Origin of the sequence: Streptomyces sp. NPDC002994 (assembly GCF_040611155.1) — a bacterium.
In the GTDB taxonomy this organism is placed as follows: Bacteria; Actinomycetota; Actinomycetes; order Streptomycetales; family Streptomycetaceae; genus Streptomyces.
On record NZ_JBEXNQ010000033.1, the window covers coordinates 37,970 to 61,278 of the forward strand.

Here is a 23,309-nt window from a genome sequence, read left to right on the forward strand (position 1 = left end):
CGCCAGACTACCCAGTAGGGAGTACGTGGCCCAGACCTGGTCCGCGGAGGCAGGCCGTTACGCTGCAGGGGTGAGCAATGAGCAGACTCCCGAATCCGCCGCCGGACCCCGCCCCAGCCGGCTGACCGCCGCCGCCGGGCTCGCCGCGCTGGAGGGCCTGGCCCTCGTCGCAGGTGGCGCGTACATGCTCGTCATGGGGATGCTCGGCAGCCCCGACAAGCCCGAGCAGGCGGAGATGGGCGGCCTGACCCTGATCGTCCTGGCGCTGTTGCCGCTGCTGGCCGCGCGCGGGCTGCTCAAGTGCCGCGCGTGGAGCCGCGGGCCCGCGATCATCACGCAGATCATGGCGCTGCCGGTGGCCTGGACCCTGCTGAACTCCAAGGGCTCGCTGCTGATCCCGGCCGGCATCGCCCTCGCGGCGGTGGCCGTGGCGGCGCTGGTGCTGCTGATCAACCCCGAGACGAACCGGGCGCTGGGCATCCGCGGTCCCCGCGACGCGTAACGCCGCAGGGACAGCCGCAGGGGCGTATGGAGCGTACGGGCTACTCCTCGACCAGAAGCTTCTCGCGGAGCTGAGCCAGCGTGCGCGCCAGCAGCCGGGAGACGTGCATCTGGGAGATGCCGACCTCCTGTGCGATCTGCGACTGCGTCATGTTCCCGAAGAAACGCAGCAGCAGGATCCGCTTCTCGCGCGGCGGGAGGTCTTCGAGGAGCGGCTTCAGCGACTCCCGGTACTCCACGCCCTCCAGCGCCTCGTCCTCGGAGCCCAGCGTGTCCGCGACCGCCGGCGACTCGTCGTCGGTGTCCGGCACGTCCAGTGACAGCGTGCTGTACGCGTTGGCGGACTCCAGGCCCTCCAGGACCTCTTCCTCCGAGATGGCCAGGCGCTCCGCCAGCTCGTGCACGGTCGGGGACCGGCCGTGCTGCTGGGAGAGCTCGGCGGTGGCCGTCGTCAGCGACAGCCGCAGCTCCTGGAGGCGCCGGGGCACCCGGACCGCCCACCCCTTGTCGCGGAAGTGCCGCTTGATCTCACCGACGACCGTCGGGGTGGCGTACGTCGAGAACTCGACGCCGCGCTCCGGGTCGAACCGGTCCACCGACTTGATCAGGCCGATCGTGGCGACCTGGGTGAGGTCGTCGAGCGGCTCGCCACGGTTGCGGAAGCGGCGCGCCAGGTGCTCGACCAGCGGCAGGTGCATGCGCACCAGCCGGTTGCGCAGCTCCGCCTTCTCGGCCGATCCGTCCGGCAGCTTGCGCAGCTCGATGAACATCGAGCGCGCATGACTGCGATCGTGCGGATCGTGGCGCCCGCGCTCCGCGTGCTCCATGGAGTGCTGCCCGTGCTCGCTCATATGGCCCGCCCGCTCTGCCTGCTCCGCCGCCGCCACCGCCGTGCCTACCAGGCCCCCCACCTCCGCCGGCCCGTCGACAGGTTCATCGACCGGGTGGGGCCGGGCCTGCTGCTCCGGGATGTCCGCGGGGGCGGGCGTCGCCGGCTCGGCCGGCTCGGCCGGGACCGCGCGCCCTCCCGTGGGCGTCTGTGGGCTGAGCTCCTCGTTACGCACCGGCCCGTCCCCGTTCCTCACGCCGGCCCGGGTCCCGCGCCGCGCTGTTTGTACAGGCTGATGGTGACCGTACGGTCCTCGGCGACCGTGGAGTCGACCTTGCCCGCGAGTGCCGAGAGCACCGTCCAGGCGAAGGTGTCGCGCTCCGGAGCGCGTCCGTCGGTGGTGGGGGCCGAGACCGTGACGTCGAGTGCATCTTCGACGAGCCGGAAGACACAGCTGAGGACGGAACCCGGCACGGCCTGCTGGAGCAGGATCGCGCAGGCCTCGTCGACTGCGATGCGCAGATCCTCGATCTCGTCGAGGGTGAAGTCCAAGCGCGCCGCGAGTCCGGCCGTGGCCGTACGCAGCACGGACAGGTAGGCACCTGCAGCGGGCAGCCGGACTTCCACGAAGTCCTGGGTCCCGGGCTCGCCTGCGATCTGGGACACCCTCACCTCCAAGGTGGCACAAGCTCTTTCGGGGGACCGGGAGGGAGCATCCCCCCGGAGCCACGCGGTACGTCGTTCGCCGGTGACGCTATCGCGATCCATTCTGCCCTGTCGCCCGGGTCCCACCCGGGACCGTCACTCATGGTAAGCACATGAGTACGCACAGTGGCTAGGGGTCTGCGGCGCCCAATTGGAAACTACCGGCGCCGGGTTGACGTACCCACGCGTCAGACGATCGAACCGTCCACATAGCACCAACGCCAGTTCTCGCCCGGCTCGAAGCTGCGCACCACCGGATGGCCCTCGCTCTTGGAGTGCGCGGACGCGTGCCGGTGCGGCGACGAGTCGCAGCACCCCACGTGCCCGCATCCCAGGCACAGCCGCAGCTGTACGGGATGGCTGCCGACCGCCAGGCACTCCGGGCAGGTGTCACTCAGCGGGACCGGCTCGGGGTGCGCCAGCTCGGCGACGTGGGGGCACTCGGTCATGATTGCCAGGTTACGACGCACGAGCCGACAGGGCGGGGCCGGAACCGATGGACGCAATGCCACTGCTGGTCCTGATCGCGGGCAGTGCGGTGGTCGCCGGCGTGGCCCGCAGGACGCCCGTACCGGCGCCGTTGCTGCTGGTCGCCGCGGGGCTCGCGGCGACGTACATCCCGGGCGTGCCGGACTACACCCTGAGCCCGGACATCGTGCTGCCGCTGCTGCTGCCGCCGCTCCTGTATACGGCCGCCGTGGACAGCTCGTACCTCGATCTGCGGGCGAACATCAGACCCGTCGCCTTCCTCTCGGTCGGCTATGTGCTGTTCGCGACCGTGATCGTCGGCTACTTCGCGTATCTGGTCGTTCCCGGGCTCACTCTCACCTCCGCGCTGGTCCTCGGTGCGGTCATCGCGCCGCCCGACGCGGTGGCCGCGACCACCATCGCCCGCCGCGTCGGACTGCCCCCTCGCATCACCGCGATCCTCCAGGGCGAGTCCCTCGTGAACGACGCCACCGCCATCACCGCCTTCAAGGTCGCGTTGGCGGCCGCGGCCGGCGAGAGCATCGGCTGGCTCGGCGGGATCGCGGAGTTCGCGGTCGCGGCGGTCGGCGGGGTGGGGGTCGGGCTGCTGCTGATGGTGCCGCTGCACTGGCTGCGTACGCACCTGAGAGAGCCACTCCTGCAGAACACTCTCTCCCTCCTCATCCCCTTCGTGGCGTACGCCGCGGCCGAGCACGTACACGCCTCCGGAGTGCTCGCGGTCGTGGTCGTCGCCCTCTACCTCGGACATCGCTCCTGGCAGGTGGACTTCGCGACCCGGATCCAGGAACACGCCGTATGGAAGATGGTTTCCTTCATCCTCGAATCGGTCGTGTTCGCTCTGATCGGGCTCCAGTTGCCGTACGTCCTGCGCGGACTCGGTCCCTATGGGGGCGGTCGGGCCGTCTGGTACGCCGCCGCTCTGTTCGTGGCGGTCGTGCTGGTGCGCTTCGTGTGGGTCTTCCCGGCGACGTATCTGCCGCGGATCATGTCGCGGCGCATCCGCGAACGCGAGCCGGGTGTCACCTGGACGTCACCCGTGATCGTCGGCTGGGCCGGCATGCGCGGGGTCGTCTCCCTTGCCATCGCGTTCTCGATCCCGCTGACCGTGGAACACGGGGAACCGTTCCCCGCGCGGAACCTGGTCCTCTTCCTCACCTTTACGACTGTGATCGCCACGCTGGTCGTCCAGGGGCTCACTCTCGCGCCGCTCATCCGCCTGCTGAAGCTGCCCAAGCGTGATGTGTACGCCGAGACGCTCGCCGAGGCTCAGGCCCAGAGCGAGGCTTCGTCGGCCGCGGAGGCGCGGTTGGAGGAGCTGCTGGCCGATCCCCGGAACGCACTGCCGCAGCCGCTCGCGGACCGGCTTCGGACCGTTCTCGAGAGGCGCCGAAACGCCGTGTGGGAACGGCTGGGCGCGGTGAACGAGGAGACCGGGGAATCGGCGGACGACACGTACCGGCGGCTCGCTGGGGAGATGATCGCCGCGGAACGGTCAGTCTTCGTGGAGCTGCGGGACCAGCGGCGCATCGACGACGAGATGCTGCGCAGCCTGATGCGCAGGCTGGACCTGGAGGAGGCGGCGGCCTACCGGGCGGAGTCCGGCTGACCCGTGATGACGGCCGCGACGGTGGTGCCGGGCGGGAAGGCGCCGTCGGTGGCGAGGGTGGTGAGCCCGTACAGCATCTTGGCGACGTAGAGCCGCTCCACGGGCAGGCCATGGCGGTCCTCGAAGTCCGCGGCGAACGCTTCGAGTTCCGGGGTGGTACGGGCGTATCCGCCGCAGTGGAAGCGGTCGTCCAGGGTCCAGTCGCCGACCGGGCTGCCGAAGGCCGCGCCCTGGAGCGAGCGTATCTCGTCGCCCAGGAAGCCGCCCTTCACCACCGGGAACCCGATGGCGCGCTGCCCGGACCCCAGCCCCGCCGCGAGCCCGGCGATGGTCCCGCCGGTGCCGCAGGCGACCCCGATGACGTCGGCGACCCCACGCAACTCCCGCCCGAGTGCGGTGCACCCCTGGACGGCGAGGGCGTTGCTGCCGCCCTCGGGAACGAGGTAGAGCTCCCCCACCGCGCCCCTCCCCGCTGTGACATTTTGCGGCTCCGCCGCGTGGGGGCGCTGCCCCAGACTCCGCTCCTGAGCGGCAAATCCAGCCCGTCCGGCGTTTGAGGACACGCCCGGAGGGCGTCTGCGTGGTCTGGGGGCTGGGGCTTGCCCCAGTTCGGGAAGGGGCGGGTCGGGGAAAAGGCCCCGCGCAGCGGCAGCACTGGCCTCGGCCACGATGGTGTCGAGGACCCCGGGGTCGTCCTTGGCCCGGTACGTCGCCCGGTCCACGAAGTGCAGCCGCATGCCGTCCGCCACGCAACGGGCGAGCGAGGGATTCAGGGGCCGGCCGGCCAGCTCGTCGCCCCGTACGACGCCGATCGTCGGGAAGCCCAGCAGCCGCCCGGCGGCGGCCGTAGCCCGCAGATGGTTCGAGTACGCGCCACCGAACGTGAGCACCGCACGCCCCGCCGCGGCCCGCAGATTCAGCTCCAGCTTGCGCCACTTGTTGCCCGGCAGGTCCGGGTGGATCAGATCGTCGCGCTTGAGCAGCAGCCGTACGCCCCGACGGGTAAAGCGCTCGTCCTCGGCCTGCCACAGCGGCGACGGCAGCCGCGGCCGCAGGCGGGAGAGGTCGAGCGCTTCGTGGGTCATGCACCCATTGTCGGCGCAGGCGTCAATTCAGGCGGTCCTGGATGCGCCCACGCATCGTGTTCATCGAGAAGCCGCGCGGGTCGACCTTCCCCGGCTGCCATTCGAGGTGGCCGATCACGGAACGCGAATTCCACCCGTGGTGCCGGCAGACCGCGGCCGCCGCCCGCTCGATCGCTTCGAGCTGCGCCTCCGGCCACGGGTCCTCGCCGTTGCCGAGGTTCTCGCACTCGAAGCCGTAGAAGTGCCGGTTTCCGTCGGTGTTGGATTCGTTGTCGCGCGGCAGCGCCCTCTCCGCGATGACAGCGCGCAGTACGTCGTCGTCACCCAGCCCCGCGTGGTTCGCGCGGCCGTACCCGACCAGATGGATGGAGCCGCTCTTGGCGATCACGCCGTGGCAGAGCGGACCGGGGAGTCCCGGATAGCCGTCGCGGCAGATTCGGACGGTCTTGGACGTGCCGGAGGTGACGGTGTGGTGGATCATCACGCCGTGCACAGGGCCCCAGGGGCCCTTGTGGTTGCGGTTGTGTGTACGCCAGTCGCCGACCTGGACGACCTTGATGCCCTCGTCTCTCAGTACGTCGAGGAATCTGCTCGCGGACATGGGTGAGGCCATGGCCGCCTCCTTAGGTGAGTCGCGCATCATCTCGTACCGCTGCTTGTACCCGAACTCCGCTGCCACGACCACCTGTTCGGGTCGCGTGCGAGCCGATTCGGTCATCTTCCGCGCCGGTCCTCGGCCTTGCGGCCGTGCGACCTGCCCCGCCCGCCGGTGATCTAGTCACACTCGTTTGTGTAATGGCGCCCCGGCTCCCTCGCTGTAAGGGTTTTTGACGCAAGGCAGCACATGATCGAGAGGGAGTCAGATGTCGGTCGAGGCAGGTTCCGAGATCCGCGAAGAGCAGGCACAACCGCAGCAGAGTCTCGGTACGGCCGCCGCGCGGAACTTGGCGACCACCACCAAGTCCGCACCGCAGATGCAGGAGATCACCTCACGGTGGCTGCTGCGGATGTTGCCGTGGGTCCAGGTCCAGGGCGGTACGTACCGGGTGAACCGCCGGCTCAGTTACTCCGTGGGCGACGGGCGAGTGACGTTCGTACAGACCGGGGACCGCGTCCAGGTCATCCCGGGCGAGCTGTGCGAACTGCCCGCGCTGCGCACCTTCGGCGACGAAGCGGTGCTCGCCGAGCTGGCGCAGCGGTGCGCACAGCGCGAGTACGCGGCCGGTGAAGTGCTGGCAACGGCCGGCGACGCTGCCGAAACGGTCCTTCTGCTGGCGCACGGCCGGATCGAGAAGGTCGGCGACGGCCCGTACGACGACGAGGCGGTGCTCGGCGTCCTCGCCGACGGGGCCTACCTCGGCGACCAGGCCCTCGTCGAGGAGAACGGCACCTGGGGGTACACGGCCCGCGCGCAGACCGCGTGCACCGTCCTGACCCTGTCGCGGCAGGACGTGCTGACGCTCGCCGACCGGGCGGAATCGCTGCGCGACCACCTCACGCGGGTACGGACGCTGCCCCGCCAGCGCACCAACAAATACGGCGAGGCGCCCATCGACCTGTCCGCGGGCCACGTCGGCGAGGCCGTCGTCCCGCACACGTACGTCGACTACGACGCGGCGCCGCGCGAGTACGAACTGAGCGTCGCGCAGACCGTGCTGAAGGTCCACAGCCGGGTCGCGGACCTCTACAACCAGCCCATGAACCAGACCGAGCAGCAGTTGCGGCTCACCGTGGAGGCGCTGCGCGAGCGCCAGGAGGACGAACTCATCAACCACCGTGAGTTCGGGCTGCTCAACAACTGCGACTACGGGCAGCGCATCCAGCCGCACGACGGCGTGCCGAGCCCGGACGACATGGACGAGCTGCTCTCGCGGCGGCGCGGCTCCAAGCTCTTCCTGGCCCACCCGCGTGCCATCGCCGCCTTCGGACGCGAGTGCAACAAGCGCGGTCTGAACCCGGAAAGCATCGAGATCGGCGGCAACCGGGTGCCCACCTGGCGCGGCGTCCCGATCTTCCCGTGCAACAAGATCCCGGTGAGCGACGCCCGTACGACCTCGATCATCTGCATGCGTACGGGCGAGGCCGAGCAGGGCGTCGTCGGGCTCCAGCAGAGCGGCATTCCGGACGAGATCGAGCCGAGCCTGTCGGTGCGCTTCATGGGCATCGACGAGCAGGCGATCATCCGCTACCTGGTCACGGCGTACTACTCGGCGGCGGTGCTGGTGCCGGACGCGCTCGGTGTCCTGGAGAACGTCGAGATCGGCAGGTGGCGCTGAGCTGCCGGGCACTCGCCAGGCGGGTCCGTGCCCCCGGCCGGAGGGCACCGTGCAAGCACAACCCTGGAGGAAGTGACCGTGACCATGACCAGAGCGGAAGCGGCCGCCACCGAGGGACACGACTCGGCGGACCTCCTCGAACGGACCCGCGGCGTCGTCAACCCTCATTTACGCACGGGCGTGGAGAGCCTGCCGGGTTCCATGCGGCGGATCGCGATGTACCACTTCGGCTGGGAACAGGCCGACGGCACCCCGGACGGGGGACAGGCGGGCAAGGCGATCAGGCCCGCCCTCGTCCTGGCCGCCACCCAGGCGCTCGGCGGGGATCCGGAGCGGGCCGTACGGGCGGCGGCCGCCGTGGAGCTCACGCACAATTTCACCCTGCTCCACGACGACGTCATCGACGAGGACGCGACCCGCAGGAACAGGCCCACCGCCTGGGCGGTCTTCGGCGTCCCGGACGCGATCGTCGCCGGGGACGCGATGTGCGCCCTCGCGCTGCGGCTGCTCGCCGAGGATCCGCACCCGGCAGCCGCCCGGGCGTCGGCGCGGCTCGCCGCCTGCGTCATCGAGCTGTGTGCGGGACAGCAGGCCGACTGTGAATTCGAGCGGCGGGGGCCGCGGGAGGTGTCGCTGGACGAGTGCCTGACCATGGCCGAGGCCAAGACCGGAGCCCTGCTCGGGTGCGCGTGCGCGCTCGGCGCGCTCTACGCGGGCGCGGACGAGGAGGAGGTCGCGGCCATGGACGCCTTCGGGAGGGAGGCCGGCCTGGCCTTCCAGCTCATCGACGACCTGATCGGGATCTGGGGCGACCCTTCCCACACGGGCAAACCGGCGGGCGCCGACCTGGCGGCCCACAAGAAGTCCCTCCCGGTGGTGGCGGCGCTGACGTCGGACACCGAGGCCGCGGCCGAGCTCGCCGGCCTGTACGCGGGTCCGCTGGACGGGGCCGCCGTGCACCGCGCGGCCGACGCCGTCGACCGGGCGGGCGGCAGGGACTGGGCGCAGGGGCACGCGGCGGACCGGATGGCCCGGGCCGTGCACCATCTGTCGCGGGCGGTGCCCGACCTGGCGGCGGCGGGAGACCTGCTCTCGCTCGCCGAATTCGTCACCCGCAGAACACGCTGACCGGGGGAGCTGACGACGGCGGGCGTCCGGGGAAAACCCTGGGCGCCCGCCCTCTCGCGCGGCGTCAACTCTAGGATCGCTCAGGTCAGTTCAGATGACAGAGCCTGATCCTGGAGAGAAGAGGCCGGACCGTGGGTGTGGAGATACGACAGGCGGGGGCGAGCGATCGCGAGGCGCTCGTACGGCTGCTGGACGCGGCCTTCATGGACGACCCGGTGAGCAGCTGGGTCTTCCCCGACCGGGCCCACCGCGCCCGCGTGCACGGCACATTCCTCGGCGTCTTCCTCGACGTGGCCCTGGGCGAGGGGCGGGTCGACGTAACCGAGGACGGATCGGCCACGGCCCTCTGGCTGCAGGTGCCGGCCGGGCTGCCGGAGGAGGAGGACGACACGCCCGCTCGGATGAGGGAGACCGCCGATCCGGACAACGAACGCGCCGAGCTCGTCGGCCGGCTGACGGGCGAAGCGCATCCGCACGACCGGGCTCATGAGTATCTGCTGCTCATCGCCGTCTCCCCGGACCGCCAGGGCGAGGGGCTCGGCACGGCGCTGATCCAGCCGGTCCTCGACCGCTGCGACCGCGACGGCGTACCGGCATACCTGGAGGCGAGCAGCGAGCGGAGCAGCAAGCTGTACGAGCGGCTCGGCTTCGCTTTCACCGGCCGTACGGTCGACCTGCCCGGCGGTCCCCACATGTGGCCCATGTGGCGCGAGCCGAGAGTCATGCCGGCGGCAGCGAACGGGTGACCACCTTCTCGACCAGTGCGCCCAGTTCGTCCTCGGGGAGGATCCCGGGCAGTGTGAGGACTTCGAGCAGCAGGCCCGTCATGGCGAGATACAGCACCAGCACGTCGTCGGCTTCGCCCGGCAGCCCCGCGTCGAGGTGGAAGCGGATGTTGGCGTCGAGCGTGGCGCGGACGGCGGCGGTGAGCTCCGCCCGCAGGGCCGGGCGGCGGGTGGCTTCCAGGCGTAGTTCGAGCATGGCGAGGTAGCTGGTGCGCTCGTCCGTCTGCCGCTGCACGAGCCAGCGCATCAGCTCGGTGACCAGCTCGCGGGAGGGGGCGGGGCGCATGGCCTCGGCGACCCTGGTGGGGTCGGGGGTCATGCGTACGTAGATGTGGCCCCCGGCCTGGGTGAGCAGATCGTCGCGTCCGGTGAAGTAGTTGGACGCGGTGCCGACCGGGCAGCCGGCCTCGGCGTCGACGGCGCGGAACGTCAGCCCGCGTGCGCCTTCGCGTGCGAGCACCTCGATCGCGGCGTCGACCAGGGCGGTCCTTCGCTCGGGATTACGGACCATCGGGCACTTCCCAACTCCCTTTTCCAAAAAGGGGCTTGCGCAACCACTACAGGTGAAGCACTATAGCCGTCGTGGTTGCGGGCGGGGGTGCACGTTTCCCCCTGCCGCGCCCCCCTTGTCTTCCAAACAGAGGATCAGCTTGCGCAAGCTCACGTATTACGTCGGTATGTCCATCGACGGCTTCATCGCGGCGCCCGACGGCACCTTCGACTTCTTTCCACTGAGCGAGTCCTTCATGAAGGACTTCCTCATCGGCGAGTATCCGGACTGTCTCCCCACCCATGCGCGACAGCACCTGGGCGTGGACGACCTGGAGAACAAGCACTTCGACACGATGCTTCAGGGGCGCGCCTCGTACGACGCGGCCCTGGAGCTCGGGATCACGAGCCCGTACAAGCATCTGCGTCAGTACGTCGTGTCGAACAGCGTCGACAAGTCGATCGACCCCGATGTCGAAGTCATCTCCGGCGATGTCGCCGCCAAGGTCCGCGACCTCAAGCAGGAGGACGGCCTCGGCATCTACCTCGCGGGCGGGGCGCATCTCGCGGGGCAGCTGCTGGAGGAGATCGACGAACTGGTCCTCAAGGTCTACCCGATCGCGACCGGTTCTGGCGTCCCCGTGTTCTCCGCCGAGTTCGGCGTGCTCGACTTCGCGCTCGAATCGAGCCGGACCTTCGACAACGGGACCATTGTCCTGACGTACAGCAAGAAGCGGTGAGCGAGGGACTGTTCGGGGCGTACGCCCGAACGGGCTAAAGTCCGGCCCATGACAGGAGAGCCATGGGCCGGCTGGTACCGCGACCGCGAGGGTTCCGTCGCCGTCACCATCACGGCGGACGGGCAGCGGCTGCGCACCCGCATCAGGGGAGTCGACTTCGAGGGCGACAGCTTCGACGCGCTCGAACCGGTGGCCGGGCCGCCGTCCGAGGGTGGGGGTTTCGCGCTGTCGGGCGGATCGCTGTGCGACTGCGTACTCGAGTGGGACATCCCGATGCCGGTGTACGCCGACGGACGGGTGCACCGGGCCACCCTGAGCTGCCTGCTCGCGCTCGGGAAGCCCCTTCCCGGAGGCGCGATTGATCGCGAACACCTGGCGCTGACGCTGCACTTCGACGGGGCGGCGTACGAGTCGGAGCGGGCGGAGCACGACTTCGAGCACGCGCTGACGGTGATTCAACGCCGGCTGCCGGCCGGTGCGTATCTGCGGGCCTGCATCTCGTGTGCCTTCTCCGACTACCACCCGATGGCCGGCGGGCTGTTCGGGAGTCTTGCCTGCTTCCGGGGTGCGAAGGACGAGTACCGGGCGGCCGAGGGCAAGGACGCGCTGCTTGGGCTGTGGGACGTGCGGTCCGGGTTCGTGCAGGAGACCTGGGCGTGCGCGGACTTCGAGCGCCGGCCGGGGAAGGGCCCGGGGACGGGGTACCGGGGTGCGTTTCCTTATGTGCGGGAGGAGCCGGTGGCCGCGGAGGCGGTGGGCTAGCCAGGGCCGCTGCCGGGGGCCTCAATCGCCGGACGGGCTCCTATGGGGCCCTTCCGGCGATTGAGGCGCGGGGTCTGGGGCAGTCAGGAGGCCGGCGCGAAGCCGTTCTGCCAAAGCTGGTTGACGCGGCTGCGTTCCCGCTGGTCCGGGGTGGCGTTCTGGCAGGAGGTGCCGGGGCCGCCGCCGGACATCAGCTCGCTGCACGGGCCCGAGTAGTGGTCGGGCAGGCCCAGCACGTGGCCGGTCTCGTGGGAGGTGACGCGGGTCGAGTTGTACTGCTGGTTCTGGCGGTAGTCGAGGAAGATGTAGCCGCTGCCGTGGCCGTCGGTGCTGGCGTACGAGCCGCGGGGGTCATTGCCCTCGCGGTAGACGAAGTCCGGGTTCGAGCCTTCCTGGAGCTTCACGTTGGTGACGGAGCTGTTCCAGATCTGGGTGCTCCTCGCTATCTGGGTGCGGAAGGTCGGCGCGTTCGCCGCGGAGTAGACGACGGTGACGGCCAGCGCGTCCGGGTTCGCGGCGCGCTTGTGGGCGACCGACTTCTTCACGGCGTCGAAGAAGGCCTTGTTGGCGGCGGCGTTCTCCTTGGACTTCTCGTACGAGATGTACGAGACGTGCGAGTTGTGCGGGGCGGAAGGCGCCGCGGTCGCGGGTGCGGCGCCGAGGGTCGCGGCGGCGAGGCCGAGGCCGAGGGCGGCGGCGAGAAGGGTTCTGGGGTTCCGTGTGGCCATGTGGGGGGGCTCCTACTCGTTCCGTTCATGTCAAACGGTTGGGTAGGGAGAGTGTCCGACGTGCTGGCCGGCCGCGGATGATGTCAGCCGGTGATAGCGCGAGCGCATCACCTCGGCCAACTCCGCTCGAATCAGAGGTGATTCCTGTGCTTATGACGTCTGGTGTGGCCCCAGTGACCCGCCTTAGTGTCGAGGCATGGAGCTCGAGGTCAGGCACCTTCGTGCGTTGTGCGCCATCGCCGACACCGGCAGCCTGCACAAGGCCGCGCGTACGCTCGGAATGAGCCAGCCCTCGCTGACCACGCAGCTTCGCCGCATCGAGAACTCGCTGGGCGCCGAACTGTTCTCGCGCGAGCGCACCGGCTGCCGGCCGACGCCGCTGGGGCGATCGGTGCTCAGCAGGGCGCGTCCGCTCGTGGAGCAGATGAGCGCTCTCGTGGCCGACACGAGAGCGGCCGCGGCCCGTTCCGCGGAAGGCCCGCAACTGCGCATCGGAGCGACCGCCAGCCGCGTCATCGGCGGGTGGCTGCGCAGGCTCCGTACGCGGCTGCCGGAGACCGACACCTCCCTGCATGTCGACGTATCGGCCCGTACGCTGCTCCGGCTGCTCGCGGCCGGGCAACTCGATGTCGCCTTCGTGCACGAGGTGGAGGGGGCGGCGCTGCGGGTGCCCGCCGGGCTCGAACAGCGCGTACTGGTCGAGCGGGAGCCGCAGTTCATCGCGATGTCACGGGACCATCCGGCGGCAGGCCGTTCCGTGGTGGAGCTGGCCGACCTGGCCGGCGACCGGTGGATGGTCGACCCTACGGTGGACGGCGAATGGGACGGCGTGCAGCGCGTCTTCGGCGCCGTCGGCCTCAATCCGCCCGTACTGCGCGGCGATTACCACACCGCCATGTCCCTGATCGTGATGGGCGAGGCCGTCGCACCCTGCCAGCCGACGTCCGGGCCGCGCGACGACATGGCGATCCGGCCCCTGCGCGGCGACCCGCTCGCCGTACGGCTGCTGCTGGTGTCGCGGCCGGGATTCACCGAGGCGGCAGCGGTGTACGCCGATCTGGAGGCGGCGTACCGCGACGCGGCGATGCGGGCACCCGGGTACCGGCAGTGGCTGCTGCGCAACGAGAGCCCGCTGCTGTCGGGCAGCGCGGTGGCGTGATGTGCGGGGGGCGGGTTACGCGCCTGTCCCGATGAGGCGCTTCGCCTCCTCGCGGGCGTGCGCGACCGGGTCCTTGAAGATGCCGAGGCCGTGCGCGACGAGCGCCCCCTCGTGGAGCAGCATGAGCGTACGCCCGAGTTGGTCGGCGCCGCCCCGGCTCCGGTGTCCGTCGATGCCCCTCGCCAGGTCGGTGAAGAGCGCGAGCATCCACTTCTTCTGACCCGTGATGATCGCGTACGCCGGATGGGACGGATCGCTGATCTCGGCGTGGGCGTTGACCATGCTGCACCCCCTGGGGCTGTGCTCCTCCATCCATGCCCGGGAAGCGTCGAATACGGCGAGGATCCTTTCCGCGGGTCGCTGTTCGGACTTCAGCCGCTCGGCGAGGAAGGCCCGCCAGCGCTCGTCACGGGCGGCCAGGTACTCCACGACGATCTGTTCCTTGGAGCCGAAGCGGTCGTACAGCGTCTTCTTCGTGACGTCCGCTTCGGCGGCGATCAGGTCGACCCCCACGGCATGGATGCCGCGCTCGTAGAAGAGCCGCGAGGCGGCGTCCAGGGCGCGCTGCGCGCCGGGGGTCATGGTGATGCGGCGGGGCTCCGCGGTGCTGCTGCTCATGCCCATCAGTATACCGATCTGTATAGTCGTAAGGGAGTAGACCGATCTGTATACCCGATGGGAGGGGTGGCCCCTTATGAACGTCCTGCTCTCCGCCGCGTTCGTACTCTGCTGGAGCTCCGGTTTCATCGGCGCGAAGCTGGGTGCGGGAAGCGCCGACGCGGTGACGATCCTGATGTGGCGCTTCCTGCCGCTCGGCCTCGTCCTGGCCGTCGTCGCCGCCACCCTCACCAGGGCCGCCTGGCGCGGTCTGACGGCCCGCGACCTGCTCCGTCAGGCGGCGATAGGCGCGCTCTCCCAGAGCGGCTACCTGCTCACCGTCTACTACGCGATCCAGCTGGGCGTTTCCAGCGGCACGACCGCCCTGATCGACGGCACGCAGCCGCTCCTGGCGGGAGCGCTCGCGGGTCCGCTCCTGCACCAGCACGTTTCGCGCAGGCAGTGGGTCGGGCTGTTCCTCGGCGTGGTGGGCGTCGCGACCGTCACGCTGGCCGACGCGGGGGCCGTCGACGGCGTCGTTCCGTGGGCGTACGCCATTGCGTTCCTCGGCATGCTCTGCCTGGTGGCGGCGACGTTCCTCGAAGGCCGTTCCCGTGCACCGGTCGCACCCTCCGTCGCGATGACCGTCCACTGCGCCACCAGCGCCGTCGTCTTCACCGCCCTCGCGACGGCCTCCGGAGCGGCGCTGCCGCCCGCCGAACCGTCGTTCTGGCTCGCGATCAGCTGGCTCGTGGTGCTCGCCACCTTCGGCGGGTACGGCCTGTACTGGCTCGTCCTGCGGCGTTCCGGGGTGACCGCCGTCAACACGCTCATGTTCCTGATGGCGCCGGTCACCGCGGTCTGGGGCGCGCTGATGTTCGGCGAGCCCTTCGGCCCGCAGACCGCCGCCGGTCTGGTGGTCTGCCTCGCCGCCGTGGTGATCGTCCGCAGCGATGGTGCCAATGGCCGTACGAAGGAATGCTCCCCGGCCGCGGTCCATTGACGCTGTAGAGGGCGGTCGGCACCGGACCGTCAGGCAGCGCACGACGCAGCAGCAAAGGACACCTCCATGGCCCCAGCAATCGCCGTCACCGGAGCGAGCGGCCGGATCGGCGGCCAGCTCGCGCGCCGTCTCTCCGGCGCCGGCGTCTCCCAGCTCCTCCTCGGCCGCGACCCCGCCCGCCTGCCGGACCTGCCCGGCGCGGTCAAGGCGCCGCCCGCCTCCTACGGCGACGCGCAGGCGATGCGCGCCGCGGTGGACGGTGCCGGAACGCTCTTCCTCGTCTCCGCGCACGAGAACCCCGGCCGGGTGCGCCAGCACAAGACCGCCGTGGACGCGGCCGTCGCGGCCGGCGTCGAGCGGATCGTGTACGTGTCGTTGCTGGGCGCCGCACCGGACGCGACGTTCACCTTCGCCCGTGACCACTGGCACACCGAGCAGTACATCCGCAACACCGGCGTGCGCCACACCTTCCTGCGCGACAGCTTCTACCAGGCCGCGCTCCCCGCCATGACCGGCAAGGACGGCGTGATCCGCGGACCGGGCGGTGAGGGGCGCGTCTCGGCCGTCGCGCACGAGGACATCGCGGACGCGGCAGCCGCCGTACTCCTCGCCGAGCTGGAGGACCTCGACAGTCACGACGGCGCCACGTACGAGCTGACCGGCCCCCAGGCCCTGTCGTTCGCCGAGATCGCGGCGGAGCTGAGCCGGGCCACGGGTCGCGAGATCACCTACGTACCACAGTCGCCTGAGGAGGCATACGCCTCACGGGAGCGGTACAACGCCGAGCCGTGGGAGGTCCAGGGCTGGGTGACGTCGTACGAGGCCATCGCGAACGGTGAGATGGAAGCCGTCTCCGACGCCGTGCCCACGCTCGCCGGCCGCCCGGCGACCGCCTTCGCCGACTTTCTCGGCGAAAACCCGGACAGCTACCGGCACTTGGTCCGTTAGGGTCCGTGACCATGGCGACGCGGATGCGGGTGGACACGGACGAGCGCAGGGCACGTCTGGCGTGGCGGCACCGGCTGGCCGTGGAGGCGAGGTCGGACGACCCGGTGGAGGTCGCGCGCGACCTGGTGGCGCTGCACGGCACCGACCCGTCGTCCGTCCATCTCGGCGCGCTGGTACGGATGCGGGCGGGCGGCGTCGCGGACGTCGAACGCGCGCTGTACGAGGACCGCTCGCTGCTGCGGCTGCTCGGCATGCGCCGCACGGTGTTCGTCACCTCCCTCGACGTCGCCCCCGTCGTCCAGGCGGCGTGCTCGCGCGCGGTGGCCGTGCGCGAGCGCCGCAACCTGGCGGGATTCCTGGCCGAGACGGGGGTCGCCGCCGACGCGGCCGGCGTCGAGGAATGGATCGCCGGGGCCGAGCGGGCCGCGCTCGACGCCTTGGAGGCCGGTGGCGAGGTCACAGCGGCGGAACTGGCGGCCGCCGACCCCCGGCTGAGCACCGAGATCGTACTGTCCAAGGGAAAGTCCTACGAAGGCCGCCAGAAGGTCGCCAGCCGCCTGCTGCTCCTGCTCGCTGCCGAAGGGCTCGCGGTACGGGGCAGGCCGCGCGGATCGTGGACTTCCCACCAGTACCGCTGGTCACCCCTGACCCGGTGGTGTCCGGACGGCCTGGCCGAACTGGACACCCAGGAGGCCGAGACCGACCTGGCCAGGCGCTGGCTGCGCGCGTTCGGTCCCGGTACGGCGGACGATCTGCGCTGGTGGACGGGCTGGAGCAAGACGCAGGTCAAGCGCGCCCTGGCCGAACTCGGTACGGTCGAGGCCGACCTGGAGGGCGGCGGCACCGGCCTGCTGCTCCCCGACGACCTCGATCCGACGCCCGCCCCCGAGCCGTGGGCCGCGCTGCTGCCCGCCCTGGACTCGACGCCGATGGGCTGGCACGAACGCGACTGGTACCTCGGCGAGCACGCCTCCCGCCTCTTCGACCGCGCGGGCAACATCGGCCCCTCCGTGTGGTGGAACGGCCGGATCGTCGGCGGCTGGGCGCAGGACGCCAAGGGCGAGATCGTCTGCCGCTACCTGGAGGACGTGGGCCGGGACGCCGAGGCAGCGGTTCGCGCGGAGGCCGAGCGCCTTGCCCCGCTGCTGACGGGCGTACGCCTGACTGCGCGCACGCGGGGCAAGACGTGGCTGGAGGAGGAGCTGACCGGGACCGCCTGAACGCGGGCGCGTCAGAGGGCCAGTTCGTAAGTGATCTCCTCCGTCTGGCACTCCACCACCATGTTCTGCAGCGCCGCCAGCTCAGTCTCGTCCACCGACAGCTTCCAACGCCCCTTCACCGCCGCCCACTCGGCGATGTACCGGCAGTCCGCACTGTCGTCGGACGGCTCCCACCGCGCCGGATCCCGGTCGCCCTTCTTACGCTTCTCGGTGGCGCTCACGGCGGCGAGCACTCTCGGGTCGGCCATGTCGTTCGCGTACCGCTCCCGCTCCTCATCGGTCCACGCCGACGCACCGCTGCGCCACGCCTCGGCCAGCGGCACCAGGTGGTCGACGTCGAGGGACCCGGCGCCGGAGTGGTCCTTCTTGTCGTAGTACGAGTGCCAGGCGCCGCCCGTGATGGTGCACCACCGGTCGACGGCGGGCGGCGTGGTCGCCTCCGAGATGATGACTTCCGCCCGCGTGCTGCAACCGTCCTGGTCCGGGTCCGTCCAGTGCTTGAACTTGCCGATGCTGTACCCGGCGCTGTCCTCGGCGGCGACGGGCAGATTCTCGATGGCTTTCTCGACCGTCGTAGTGACCGTGTCACCGGGCGCGGCGACGGCGCCCGGCGCCGTCCCGACTACAACTGTGGTGGCGACAAGGAGTGTTGACACCAGGAAACTGAGCTTGCGCATACGGATCCCTCCATCTCGTACGGACGGACCAGTACTAGCGACACCTGTCACCCGGACACGCCGCAGAGTCCGTACAGATCACCCGCACGGGGGCAATCCGATGCGGTGAGCACTCGACGGCCGGCCGCTCGCCGGGTTACCGGGGTGGTGGCTCTCACTCGTGCGAGTGGATCTAGGCGTCCAGCAGGCGCAGCCCGGCAAGCCGTAATGCCTCCTTCGTGGTGGCGGCGATGAAGCTGTCGCCGAACGCTCCAGGACAGCCGCTCCTCCTCCGAGGTCCGGGCCGGAGCGGCGGGTACGAGAGGCTGAGTGGACCGCATGTCCGTGTCCATGTCCATGTCCATGCCCCTGTTCATTTCTGGGCTGCGAAGAACGTTGCGGCGAGCCGGCCGGGCCGGGGTGGCGGCCTCGGCGGCCTTCGCGCTCGTACTGGCCCTGCCCGGATCCGCGGCGGCCGCGCCCGGCGACCTGGATCCCGCATTCGGCGGCGGCGACGGCAAAGTCATCAGCGACGTCCTCTACATGGAAGACAGTCAGGACGTGGCGCTGCAGTCCGACGGCAAGATCGTCACCATCGGGAGCGGCTTCAACTTCGACGGGCCCAACGACTTCGTGCTGATTCGCTACAACACCGATGGCAGCGTGGACACCGGTTTCGGCGCCGGCGGCACGGTGGTGGTCGACTTCGGCGACCTGACCAACGACGAGGGCCACGATGTGGCGGTGCAGTCCGACGGCAAGATCGTCGCGGTCGGCCGCAGCGATGCGCCCGACGGCAGGGGCATGTTCGGGCTGGCCCGCTTCAACACCGACGGCAGCCTGGACCCCACCTTCGGCGGCGACGGCACGGTGGTCACCGACTTCCAAACCGGCGGCAACGCGGCCGCGTACGCGGTAGCGCTGCAGTCCGGAGGCAGGATTGTGGCCGCCGGAGGGCTCGACGGCGACTTCGTGGTGGCCCGCTTCAACGCCGACGGCAGCGTGGACACCAGCTTCGGCGACAACGGCTCGGTACGTACACCCTTCGCACGCGGCGGGGCGGCGGTCTTCGACCTGGCGGTGGAGTCCGACGGCAGCATGGTCGCCGCCGGTCATGCCGGGTACGTCCCCAACGACTACGCCCCCGATTTCGCGTTGGCCCGCTACAACGCCGATGGCAGCCTGGACACAGGCTTCGGTGGTGACGGCACAGTCACCACGTCCTTCAACGGGGAAGACACGGCTCGCGGGGTGGCGGTGCAGTCCGACGGCAAAATCATCGCCGCCGGGAACGGTGCCGGTGATTTCGCGCTGGCTCGCTACCACGTGGACGGCAGCCTGGACACGAGCTTCGACGGTGACGGCAAGGTGACCACCGACTTCGGCACCTTCGACGCTCGTGCCTTCGACATGGCCCTGCAGTCCGACGGCAGGATCGTCGCCGCCGGCGGCGCCGTCGGCAACTGGGCGGTGGCCCGCTACAACACCAACGGCAGCCTGGACACCGGTTTCGGTGGCGGCGACGGCAAGGTGACCACCGACTTCGAAGGCAACTGGGACGAAGCGCGCGGTGTGGCACTCCAGTCCGACGGCAAGATCGTCGTCTCCGGCAACGCCAGCGACAACCACGCGGTGGCCCGCTACTTGGGCGCCGGCGGCACCACCCCGCCGCCCCCGGCCGGCGTGGACGTATCGGTCACGAAGAGTGGTACGACCACGGTCAGCATCGGTGACCGCGCCACGTACACCGTGCGGGTGACCAACACCGACGACGACACGTTCGCCACCGGCGTCACCCTGACCGATTCCGTCGCCGGAGCCGGTGCGACGCTGGTGTCGGCCATGCCCAGCCAGGGCACCTGCACCACCACAACCACCGTCAGCTGCTCCCTGGACGCGCTGGCCCCCGGCGCGAGCGCCACGGTGACCGTGGTGGCCGAACCGAGGTCCACCGGCACCCTCACCAACACGGCCAGGGCCGACGCGGCGGAAACCGACCCGGTGACGACCAACGACACCGCGACGGCGACCACCACCGTGAACAACTCCCGTGGTTGCACCATCATCGGCACCAGCGCCGCCAACACCATCACCGGCACCAGCGGCAACGACGTGATCTGCGGCCTCGGCGGCAACGACACCATCCGAGCGGGCAACGGCTACGACACCGTCTACGGCAACTTCGGAAACGACTGGGTCGACGGCGGCTACGGCAACGACACGCTGAACGGCGGCCCCGACAGCGACACGCTGAACGGCAGCTACGGCAACGACCGGCTCAACACCGTCGACAACGTCTCCGGCAACGACACCGCCAACGGCGGCCCCGACTCCGACACCTGCACCACGGACCCGGGCGACACCCGCACCAGCTGCCCGTAGGAACGCACCTCCCCACAGAGCCGCCACCAGTGCCCCGAACGGGGCACTGGTGGCGGCTTCACTGATGCCCGAACAAACCCGAAGACACGAGCGAACCGCGGGAGCCAACATGTAGTCGATGACGATGACGATGACGATGACGATGACGATGACGATGACGCAGCGAGATTTTCTGGCGGTGGCACCGCAGCGCACACCGACCCGGGAACTGCTCGCGGTGGCGGCCCGGCGCCGGGGGATGGACGTAGAGGTGCTTCCCTTCCCCGGCCGGGCGCGGGCCGTGGGCCGGCAACGGCGGGGCGGCCACTACTACGGCGGGCCCGTCTTCGCGGCGGGCGTCGCCGATGAACTCGGGGTAGCGCTCCTGGAGCCGCCCGACGAGTGGCTGTCCACCCTGGCCAGGGAGTTCACCGGGCGGGAGATCGCCCTGGCGACCCTGGGAGCGGCGCGGCATCTGTCGCACCCCGCGTTCGTCAAACCGCCGAGCGACAAGAGCTTCCCGGCCGATGTGTACGCCGACGGCAGCGCCTTGCCCACAGGGCCGGAGCTCTCACCGGACCTGCCGGTGCAGATCAGTGAAGTGGTGAGCTGGGCGGCGGAGTTCCGGTTGTACGTCCTGGACGGCGAGGTACGGACCGGCTCGCAGTACGCCACCTTCGGACGCCTCGACGCGGCGCCGCTCGAAGGGCACCGTCACCGGGACGCGGTCCTGGAGTTCGCGGGACGCCTCCTCGCCGCCTGCGACCGTACGCTGCCCAGCGCGGTGGTGATCGACGTGGGACTCCTGGGCGGTTCCACGGGGGCCTGGGCAGTGGTCGAGGCGAACATGGCCTGGTTCAGCAGCTGTTACGCCGCCGACCCCGACCGGGCCCTGGACGTCGTCCTGCGTTCCGCCGGCCCACGGTCGCGGCCGACCGAGCGGGACCGCCCGTTCTGGCGGACGCCGACAGACCCACGTCTTGTGTACCGTTCTGGCGGCGGAGGCGGGGTTCCTGTGGAGGGGTCTGTCAGTTACCTACCGGCACGGTCTGCCCTCCATTTCTGAGAGATGGAATCACTGCTGAGAAGGGCTGCGCGACTTACATGGACAGAGGACGGGAGTCCCGTTGGGAAAAAGACGCCGTCACGGTCGAGATCATGTACGCGCTGGTAAGCGGTGGAGTCCTGGCGCTCCTCATCTTCGGCGCGATCGTGACACCAGCGTTCATCTGGCATCTCTCGCGCCCCGTATCCCAAACCCTTCTCATTGTGGGCGGATGCGTCGGAGCCCCGGCGGGCATTGTGCGCATCGTGCATGTATTGCGTCAGCACGGCAGGCAGCGCAGAGCAGGTCGCTAGTGCAACGAAGGGCTGGGTGCATGTTATGGGGGTGGGTGGCGATAAGGAGTGCTCGGGGCTGCAAGCCCGTCGAGCTGCCGCACATGGTGACCCACGACCTGCGCCACTTCTTCGCCTCCGCGCTCATCGCCGGCGGAGCGAACGTCAAGCAGGTCAGATGGCCTCGGCCACGCGTCCGCCGTCATCATGCTGCGGATCTACGCCCACCTGTGGCCGGGCGAAGAAGACCGCACCCGGACCGTCATGGACGCCGTTCTCGGCGGCCTGCGGACCGGGTGCGGACAGGTAGGCGATATGACCCGCGAAAACGCAGGTCAGGCGGCCTAGGTAGAGATCAAGCCTTCTTGGTCTCCCAGAAGATCGCGTCGATCTGGGCGATGTAGTCCAGCGCCTTCTGGCCCGACGCGGGGTCCGTCGAAGCCTTCGCGGCGCTGAGCGCCTTGAGGGCGTCGTTGACGAGCTGGTGCAGCTCCGGGTACTTCTCGAAGTGCGGGGGCTTGAAGTAGTCGCTCCACAGCACCGAAACGTGGTGCTTGGCGAGCTCCGCGCGCTGCTCCTTGATGACCGTGGCGCGCGCCTGGAAGTGCGCGTCGTCGTTGGCCTGCATCTTTTCCTGCGTGGCCTTGACCGACTCGGCCTCGATGCGGGCCTGGGCCGGGTCGTACACGCCGCAGGGCAGGTCGCAGTGTGCGCTGACCTTCACCTTGGGGGCAAACAGGCGGGAGAGCATGTAAGAGCTTCCTTCCTCGTGATCGTCTTCTCAGGTGGGACATTACTCCGTGAGAGACGTGTTTTCGCGGGTGCCCCCATGGGCTTAGGTCAAAAGTCCAGGGTGAGTATGGGACTGGTGGAGGATCGGACCGGGAGGTACCGGATGGTGGATCAAGGGCGCGAGCCGGCAGCGATGTTCGGGGTCGCCGAGGTGACGGGTCTTTCCATGGTGCCGACGCTGCTGCACCGCGATCAGTTGCTCGTGCATTACGGGGCGGAACTGCGGGCGGGGGATGTGGCTGTGTTGCGGCATCCCTTGCAGCAGGATCTGCTCATCGTCAAGCGGCTGGTGGAGCTCGGCGACGGTGGGTGGTGGGTGCTCGGGGACAATCCGGACGCCGAAGTCGTGGACAGCCGGGCCTTCGGGGCGGTGCCGGCCGAGCTGGTGCTGGGGCGGGTGCGGGCGCGGTACCGCCCGATCCGGGCCGGGCGTCAGCGGTCGGTCGGGGTGGTGCTGGCCTGGCTGGTTTCCGCCGTACGGCCCGTGCTCGCCGACCGCTCCGTCTCCAGGCGCTTGCGCGCCCGGTAGGCGGCGACGTTGGCGCGGGTGGCGCAGCGGTCGGAGCAGTAGCGGCGCGAGCGGTTGGTGGACGTGTCCAGGTAGGCGTTGCGGCACGGGGCTGCCTGGCACAGGCCCAGGCGGTCCGCGCCGTGCTCGGTGAGGTGGAAGGCCAGGCCCATCGACGCGATGGCGGCGTACCCCGCGGTCGCGTTGGACGGATGGTCGGCGAGGTGCATGTGCCAGTCGGGGCGGCCGTCCTCCTTGCGCGTCTCGTGGCCGGAGATCTGCGGGCTGACCGGAAACTCCATCAGGAGCGAGTTCAGCAGGTCGACGGCGAGGGTCTCGTCGCCCCCGTCCGCCGCCTCGAAGATCGCGCGCAGGCGGGCCCGTACGGAACGGAACCGGGTGACGTCCGCGTCCGTGGCACGGCGGGCCGCCGACGCGTTGACGCCGAACAGGGCCCTGACCGCTTCCACCGACGTGAGGGTGTCCTTGTTGCGGGCCGGCTCCTCGCTGTTGACCAGGCGCACGGCGTAGTCCGAGTAATAGGCCAGTTCCACTTGTAGTCCTTACGGGGGCGGTCTAAAGTCTGCGTAATGGCTGGTTGCGC

At 70.1% G+C, this 23,309-nt stretch carries 26 protein-coding genes and 1 pseudogene; 16 read left to right on the forward strand and 11 right to left on the reverse strand.

Features of this window, described 5'->3' with window-relative positions:
• Positions 1-70: 70 nt before the first annotated feature.
• The gene (locus ABZX79_RS32410; RefSeq protein WP_355265761.1) at positions 71-502 is read left to right on the forward strand and encodes a hypothetical protein; all 432 of its coding nucleotides are present in this window, start codon (positions 71-73) and stop codon (positions 500-502) included.
• 40 nt (positions 503-542) lie between these two features.
• On the opposite strand, the gene ABZX79_RS32415 is transcribed toward ABZX79_RS32410, so the two are convergent.
• From ABZX79_RS32415 to ABZX79_RS32425, 3 genes are all read right to left on the reverse strand, one after another.
• Positions 543-1,472 carry an RNA polymerase sigma factor SigF gene (locus ABZX79_RS32415; protein ID WP_355265907.1) on the reverse strand — a complete coding sequence of 310 codons (930 nt, stop codon included), beginning with the start codon at positions 1,470-1,472 and terminating at the stop codon, positions 543-545.
• A gap of 110 nt (positions 1,473-1,582) precedes the next feature.
• Positions 1,583-1,996: an anti-sigma regulatory factor gene (locus tag ABZX79_RS32420; RefSeq protein ID WP_214977859.1), complete on the reverse strand. Its 414-nt coding sequence runs from the start codon at positions 1,994-1,996 to the stop codon at positions 1,583-1,585.
• A 227-nt stretch (positions 1,997-2,223) separates the two neighbouring features.
• Positions 2,224-2,484, reverse strand: coding sequence for a UBP-type zinc finger domain-containing protein (locus tag ABZX79_RS32425; RefSeq protein WP_355265765.1), 261 nt, complete (start codon positions 2,482-2,484; stop codon positions 2,224-2,226).
• Positions 2,485-2,531: 47 nt separating this feature from the next.
• Between ABZX79_RS32425 and ABZX79_RS32430 the strand changes: the two genes are divergently transcribed.
• A complete protein-coding gene (locus ABZX79_RS32430; RefSeq protein ID WP_355265768.1) occupies positions 2,532-4,130 on the forward strand; it encodes a Na+/H+ antiporter in 1,599 nt (532 codons plus the stop codon).
• Here the strand turns inward: ABZX79_RS32430 and ABZX79_RS32435 are convergent.
• Together ABZX79_RS32435 and ABZX79_RS32440 are read right to left on the reverse strand one after the other, a co-directional pair.
• Positions 4,109-5,215: a 1-aminocyclopropane-1-carboxylate deaminase gene (locus ABZX79_RS32435; protein ID WP_355265771.1), complete on the reverse strand. Its 1,107-nt coding sequence runs from the start codon at positions 5,213-5,215 to the stop codon at positions 4,109-4,111. The two genes, ABZX79_RS32430 and ABZX79_RS32435, sit on opposite strands and share 22 nt — an antisense overlap.
• A gap of 22 nt (positions 5,216-5,237) precedes the next feature.
• Positions 5,238-5,828, reverse strand: a complete 591-nt coding sequence (locus tag ABZX79_RS32440; RefSeq protein ID WP_355265910.1) for an N-acetylmuramoyl-L-alanine amidase — start codon at positions 5,826-5,828, stop codon at positions 5,238-5,240.
• A gap of 250 nt (positions 5,829-6,078) precedes the next feature.
• On the opposite strand from ABZX79_RS32440, the gene ABZX79_RS32445 reads away from it, so the two are divergent.
• The 3 genes from ABZX79_RS32445 (at position 6,079) to ABZX79_RS32455 (ending at position 9,365) form a co-directional block, all read left to right on the forward strand.
• Positions 6,079-7,491, forward strand: coding sequence for a family 2B encapsulin nanocompartment shell protein (locus ABZX79_RS32445; protein ID WP_355265774.1), 1,413 nt, complete (start codon positions 6,079-6,081; stop codon positions 7,489-7,491).
• Between the two features lie 84 nt (positions 7,492-7,575).
• Entirely contained in the window at positions 7,576-8,619 is a 1,044-nt protein-coding gene (locus ABZX79_RS32450; RefSeq protein ID WP_355265913.1) for a family 2 encapsulin nanocompartment cargo protein polyprenyl transferase, read from the forward strand.
• A gap of 131 nt (positions 8,620-8,750) precedes the next feature.
• Entirely contained in the window at positions 8,751-9,365 is a 615-nt protein-coding gene (locus tag ABZX79_RS32455) for a GNAT family N-acetyltransferase (protein ID WP_355265777.1), read from the forward strand.
• Here ABZX79_RS32455 and ABZX79_RS32460 read toward each other — a convergent pair.
• Positions 9,340-9,915: a TetR family transcriptional regulator gene (locus ABZX79_RS32460; protein ID WP_355265780.1), complete on the reverse strand. Its 576-nt coding sequence runs from the start codon at positions 9,913-9,915 to the stop codon at positions 9,340-9,342. The genes ABZX79_RS32455 and ABZX79_RS32460 overlap by 26 nt on opposite strands.
• A gap of 139 nt (positions 9,916-10,054) precedes the next feature.
• Between ABZX79_RS32460 and ABZX79_RS32465 the strand changes: the two genes are divergently transcribed.
• The gene (locus tag ABZX79_RS32465; RefSeq protein ID WP_355265783.1) at positions 10,055-10,633 is read left to right on the forward strand and encodes a dihydrofolate reductase family protein; all 579 of its coding nucleotides are present in this window, start codon (positions 10,055-10,057) and stop codon (positions 10,631-10,633) included.
• Between the two features lie 48 nt (positions 10,634-10,681).
• On the forward strand, positions 10,682-11,395 hold the full coding sequence (locus ABZX79_RS32470) for a DUF6304 family protein (protein WP_355265786.1): 714 nt from the start codon (positions 10,682-10,684) through the stop codon (positions 11,393-11,395).
• 83 nt (positions 11,396-11,478) lie between these two features.
• Here the strand turns inward: ABZX79_RS32470 and snpA are convergent, their stop codons facing one another.
• Complete coding sequence (gene snpA / locus ABZX79_RS32475; protein ID WP_355265789.1) at positions 11,479-12,123, reverse strand: snapalysin; 645 nt, start codon at positions 12,121-12,123, stop codon at positions 11,479-11,481.
• Between the two features lie 196 nt (positions 12,124-12,319).
• Here snpA and ABZX79_RS32480 point away from each other — a divergent pair, with 196 nt between their 5' ends.
• Complete coding sequence (locus tag ABZX79_RS32480; RefSeq protein WP_355265792.1) at positions 12,320-13,282, forward strand: LysR family transcriptional regulator; 963 nt, start codon at positions 12,320-12,322, stop codon at positions 13,280-13,282.
• A gap of 15 nt (positions 13,283-13,297) precedes the next feature.
• On the opposite strand, the gene ABZX79_RS32485 is transcribed toward ABZX79_RS32480, so the two are convergent.
• The gene (locus tag ABZX79_RS32485; protein WP_355265795.1) at positions 13,298-13,906 is read right to left on the reverse strand and encodes a helix-turn-helix domain-containing protein; all 609 of its coding nucleotides are present in this window, start codon (positions 13,904-13,906) and stop codon (positions 13,298-13,300) included.
• Between the two features lie 70 nt (positions 13,907-13,976).
• Here ABZX79_RS32485 and ABZX79_RS32490 point away from each other — a divergent pair, with 70 nt between their 5' ends.
• The 3 genes from ABZX79_RS32490 to ABZX79_RS32500 all read left to right on the forward strand — a co-directional run bounded on the left by ABZX79_RS32490 (position 13,977) and on the right by ABZX79_RS32500 (position 17,050).
• Positions 13,977-14,882 (forward strand): DMT family transporter, encoded by a 906-nt coding sequence (locus ABZX79_RS32490; protein WP_355265798.1) that lies wholly within the window; start codon positions 13,977-13,979, stop codon positions 14,880-14,882.
• A gap of 66 nt (positions 14,883-14,948) precedes the next feature.
• Entirely contained in the window at positions 14,949-15,830 is an 882-nt protein-coding gene (locus ABZX79_RS32495; protein ID WP_355265801.1) for an NAD(P)H-binding protein, read from the forward strand.
• A gap of 11 nt (positions 15,831-15,841) precedes the next feature.
• A complete protein-coding gene (locus tag ABZX79_RS32500) occupies positions 15,842-17,050 on the forward strand; it encodes a winged helix DNA-binding domain-containing protein (protein ID WP_355265804.1) in 1,209 nt (402 codons plus the stop codon).
• 11 nt (positions 17,051-17,061) lie between these two features.
• On the opposite strand, the gene ABZX79_RS32505 is transcribed toward ABZX79_RS32500, so the two are convergent.
• Positions 17,062-17,727 (reverse strand): HNH endonuclease family protein, encoded by a 666-nt coding sequence (locus ABZX79_RS32505; protein WP_355265807.1) that lies wholly within the window; start codon positions 17,725-17,727, stop codon positions 17,062-17,064.
• A 318-nt stretch (positions 17,728-18,045) separates the two neighbouring features.
• Between ABZX79_RS32505 and ABZX79_RS32510 the strand changes: the two genes are divergently transcribed.
• The 4 genes and pseudogenes from ABZX79_RS32510 to ABZX79_RS32525 form a co-directional block, all read left to right on the forward strand.
• Entirely contained in the window at positions 18,046-20,088 is a 2,043-nt protein-coding gene (locus ABZX79_RS32510) for a calcium-binding protein (RefSeq protein WP_355265810.1), read from the forward strand.
• A gap of 154 nt (positions 20,089-20,242) precedes the next feature.
• Complete coding sequence (locus ABZX79_RS32515) at positions 20,243-21,133, forward strand: ATP-grasp domain-containing protein (protein ID WP_355265916.1); 891 nt, start codon at positions 20,243-20,245, stop codon at positions 21,131-21,133.
• A 38-nt stretch (positions 21,134-21,171) separates the two neighbouring features.
• Complete coding sequence (locus ABZX79_RS32520; RefSeq protein ID WP_355265813.1) at positions 21,172-21,426, forward strand: DUF6332 family protein; 255 nt, start codon at positions 21,172-21,174, stop codon at positions 21,424-21,426.
• A 62-nt stretch (positions 21,427-21,488) separates the two neighbouring features.
• Positions 21,489-21,753, forward strand: a pseudogene (locus ABZX79_RS32525) (tyrosine-type recombinase/integrase); the annotation flags it as partial.
• A gap of 7 nt (positions 21,754-21,760) precedes the next feature.
• On the opposite strand, the gene sodN reads toward ABZX79_RS32525, so the two are convergent.
• The gene (gene sodN / locus ABZX79_RS32530) at positions 21,761-22,156 is read right to left on the reverse strand and encodes a superoxide dismutase, Ni (protein ID WP_355265816.1); all 396 of its coding nucleotides are present in this window, start codon (positions 22,154-22,156) and stop codon (positions 21,761-21,763) included.
• Positions 22,157-22,300: 144 nt separating this feature from the next.
• Here sodN and sodX point away from each other — a divergent pair, with 144 nt between their 5' ends.
• Positions 22,301-22,726 carry a nickel-type superoxide dismutase maturation protease gene (sodX, locus tag ABZX79_RS32535; protein WP_355265819.1) on the forward strand — a complete coding sequence of 142 codons (426 nt, stop codon included), beginning with the start codon at positions 22,301-22,303 and terminating at the stop codon, positions 22,724-22,726.
• Here sodX and ABZX79_RS32540 read toward each other — a convergent pair.
• Positions 22,630-23,259 (reverse strand): CGNR zinc finger domain-containing protein, encoded by a 630-nt coding sequence (locus ABZX79_RS32540; RefSeq protein ID WP_355265822.1) that lies wholly within the window; start codon positions 23,257-23,259, stop codon positions 22,630-22,632. The genes sodX and ABZX79_RS32540 overlap by 97 nt on opposite strands.
• Between the last annotated feature and the right edge of the window lie 50 nt (positions 23,260-23,309).

Bases quoted from the DNA above. Each gene is read 5' to 3' on its own strand.
- ABZX79_RS32425 (WP_355265765.1), bottom strand. From the start codon at position 2,484: ATGACCGAGTGCCCCCACGTCGCCGAGCTGGCGCACCCCGAGCCGGTC.
- ABZX79_RS32430 (WP_355265768.1), top strand. From the start codon at position 2,532: ATGGACGCAATGCCACTGCTGGTCCTGATCGCGGGCAGTGCGGTGGTC.
- ABZX79_RS32435 (WP_355265771.1), bottom strand. From the start codon at position 5,215: ATGACCCACGAAGCGCTCGACCTCTCCCGCCTGCGGCCGCGGCTGCCG.
- ABZX79_RS32440 (WP_355265910.1), bottom strand. From the start codon at position 5,828: ATGGCCTCACCCATGTCCGCGAGCAGATTCCTCGACGTACTGAGAGAC.
- ABZX79_RS32445 (WP_355265774.1), top strand. From the start codon at position 6,079: ATGTCGGTCGAGGCAGGTTCCGAGATCCGCGAAGAGCAGGCACAACCG.
- ABZX79_RS32450 (WP_355265913.1), top strand. From the start codon at position 7,576: ATGACCAGAGCGGAAGCGGCCGCCACCGAGGGACACGACTCGGCGGAC.
- ABZX79_RS32460 (WP_355265780.1), bottom strand. From the start codon at position 9,915: ATGGTCCGTAATCCCGAGCGAAGGACCGCCCTGGTCGACGCCGCGATC.
- ABZX79_RS32470 (WP_355265786.1), top strand. From the start codon at position 10,682: ATGACAGGAGAGCCATGGGCCGGCTGGTACCGCGACCGCGAGGGTTCC.
- snpA (WP_355265789.1), bottom strand. From the start codon at position 12,123: ATGGCCACACGGAACCCCAGAACCCTTCTCGCCGCCGCCCTCGGCCTC.
- ABZX79_RS32480 (WP_355265792.1), top strand. From the start codon at position 12,320: ATGGAGCTCGAGGTCAGGCACCTTCGTGCGTTGTGCGCCATCGCCGAC.
- ABZX79_RS32485 (WP_355265795.1), bottom strand. From the start codon at position 13,906: ATGGGCATGAGCAGCAGCACCGCGGAGCCCCGCCGCATCACCATGACC.
- ABZX79_RS32490 (WP_355265798.1), top strand. From the start codon at position 13,977: ATGAACGTCCTGCTCTCCGCCGCGTTCGTACTCTGCTGGAGCTCCGGT.
- ABZX79_RS32495 (WP_355265801.1), top strand. From the start codon at position 14,949: ATGGCCCCAGCAATCGCCGTCACCGGAGCGAGCGGCCGGATCGGCGGC.
- ABZX79_RS32500 (WP_355265804.1), top strand. From the start codon at position 15,842: ATGGCGACGCGGATGCGGGTGGACACGGACGAGCGCAGGGCACGTCTG.
- ABZX79_RS32505 (WP_355265807.1), bottom strand. From the start codon at position 17,727: ATGCGCAAGCTCAGTTTCCTGGTGTCAACACTCCTTGTCGCCACCACA.
- ABZX79_RS32510 (WP_355265810.1), top strand. From the start codon at position 18,046: ATGTCCGTGTCCATGTCCATGTCCATGCCCCTGTTCATTTCTGGGCTG.
- ABZX79_RS32515 (WP_355265916.1), top strand. From the start codon at position 20,243: ATGACGCAGCGAGATTTTCTGGCGGTGGCACCGCAGCGCACACCGACC.
- ABZX79_RS32520 (WP_355265813.1), top strand. From the start codon at position 21,172: ATGGACAGAGGACGGGAGTCCCGTTGGGAAAAAGACGCCGTCACGGTC.
- sodN (WP_355265816.1), bottom strand. From the start codon at position 22,156: ATGCTCTCCCGCCTGTTTGCCCCCAAGGTGAAGGTCAGCGCACACTGC.
- sodX (WP_355265819.1), top strand. From the start codon at position 22,301: ATGGTGGATCAAGGGCGCGAGCCGGCAGCGATGTTCGGGGTCGCCGAG.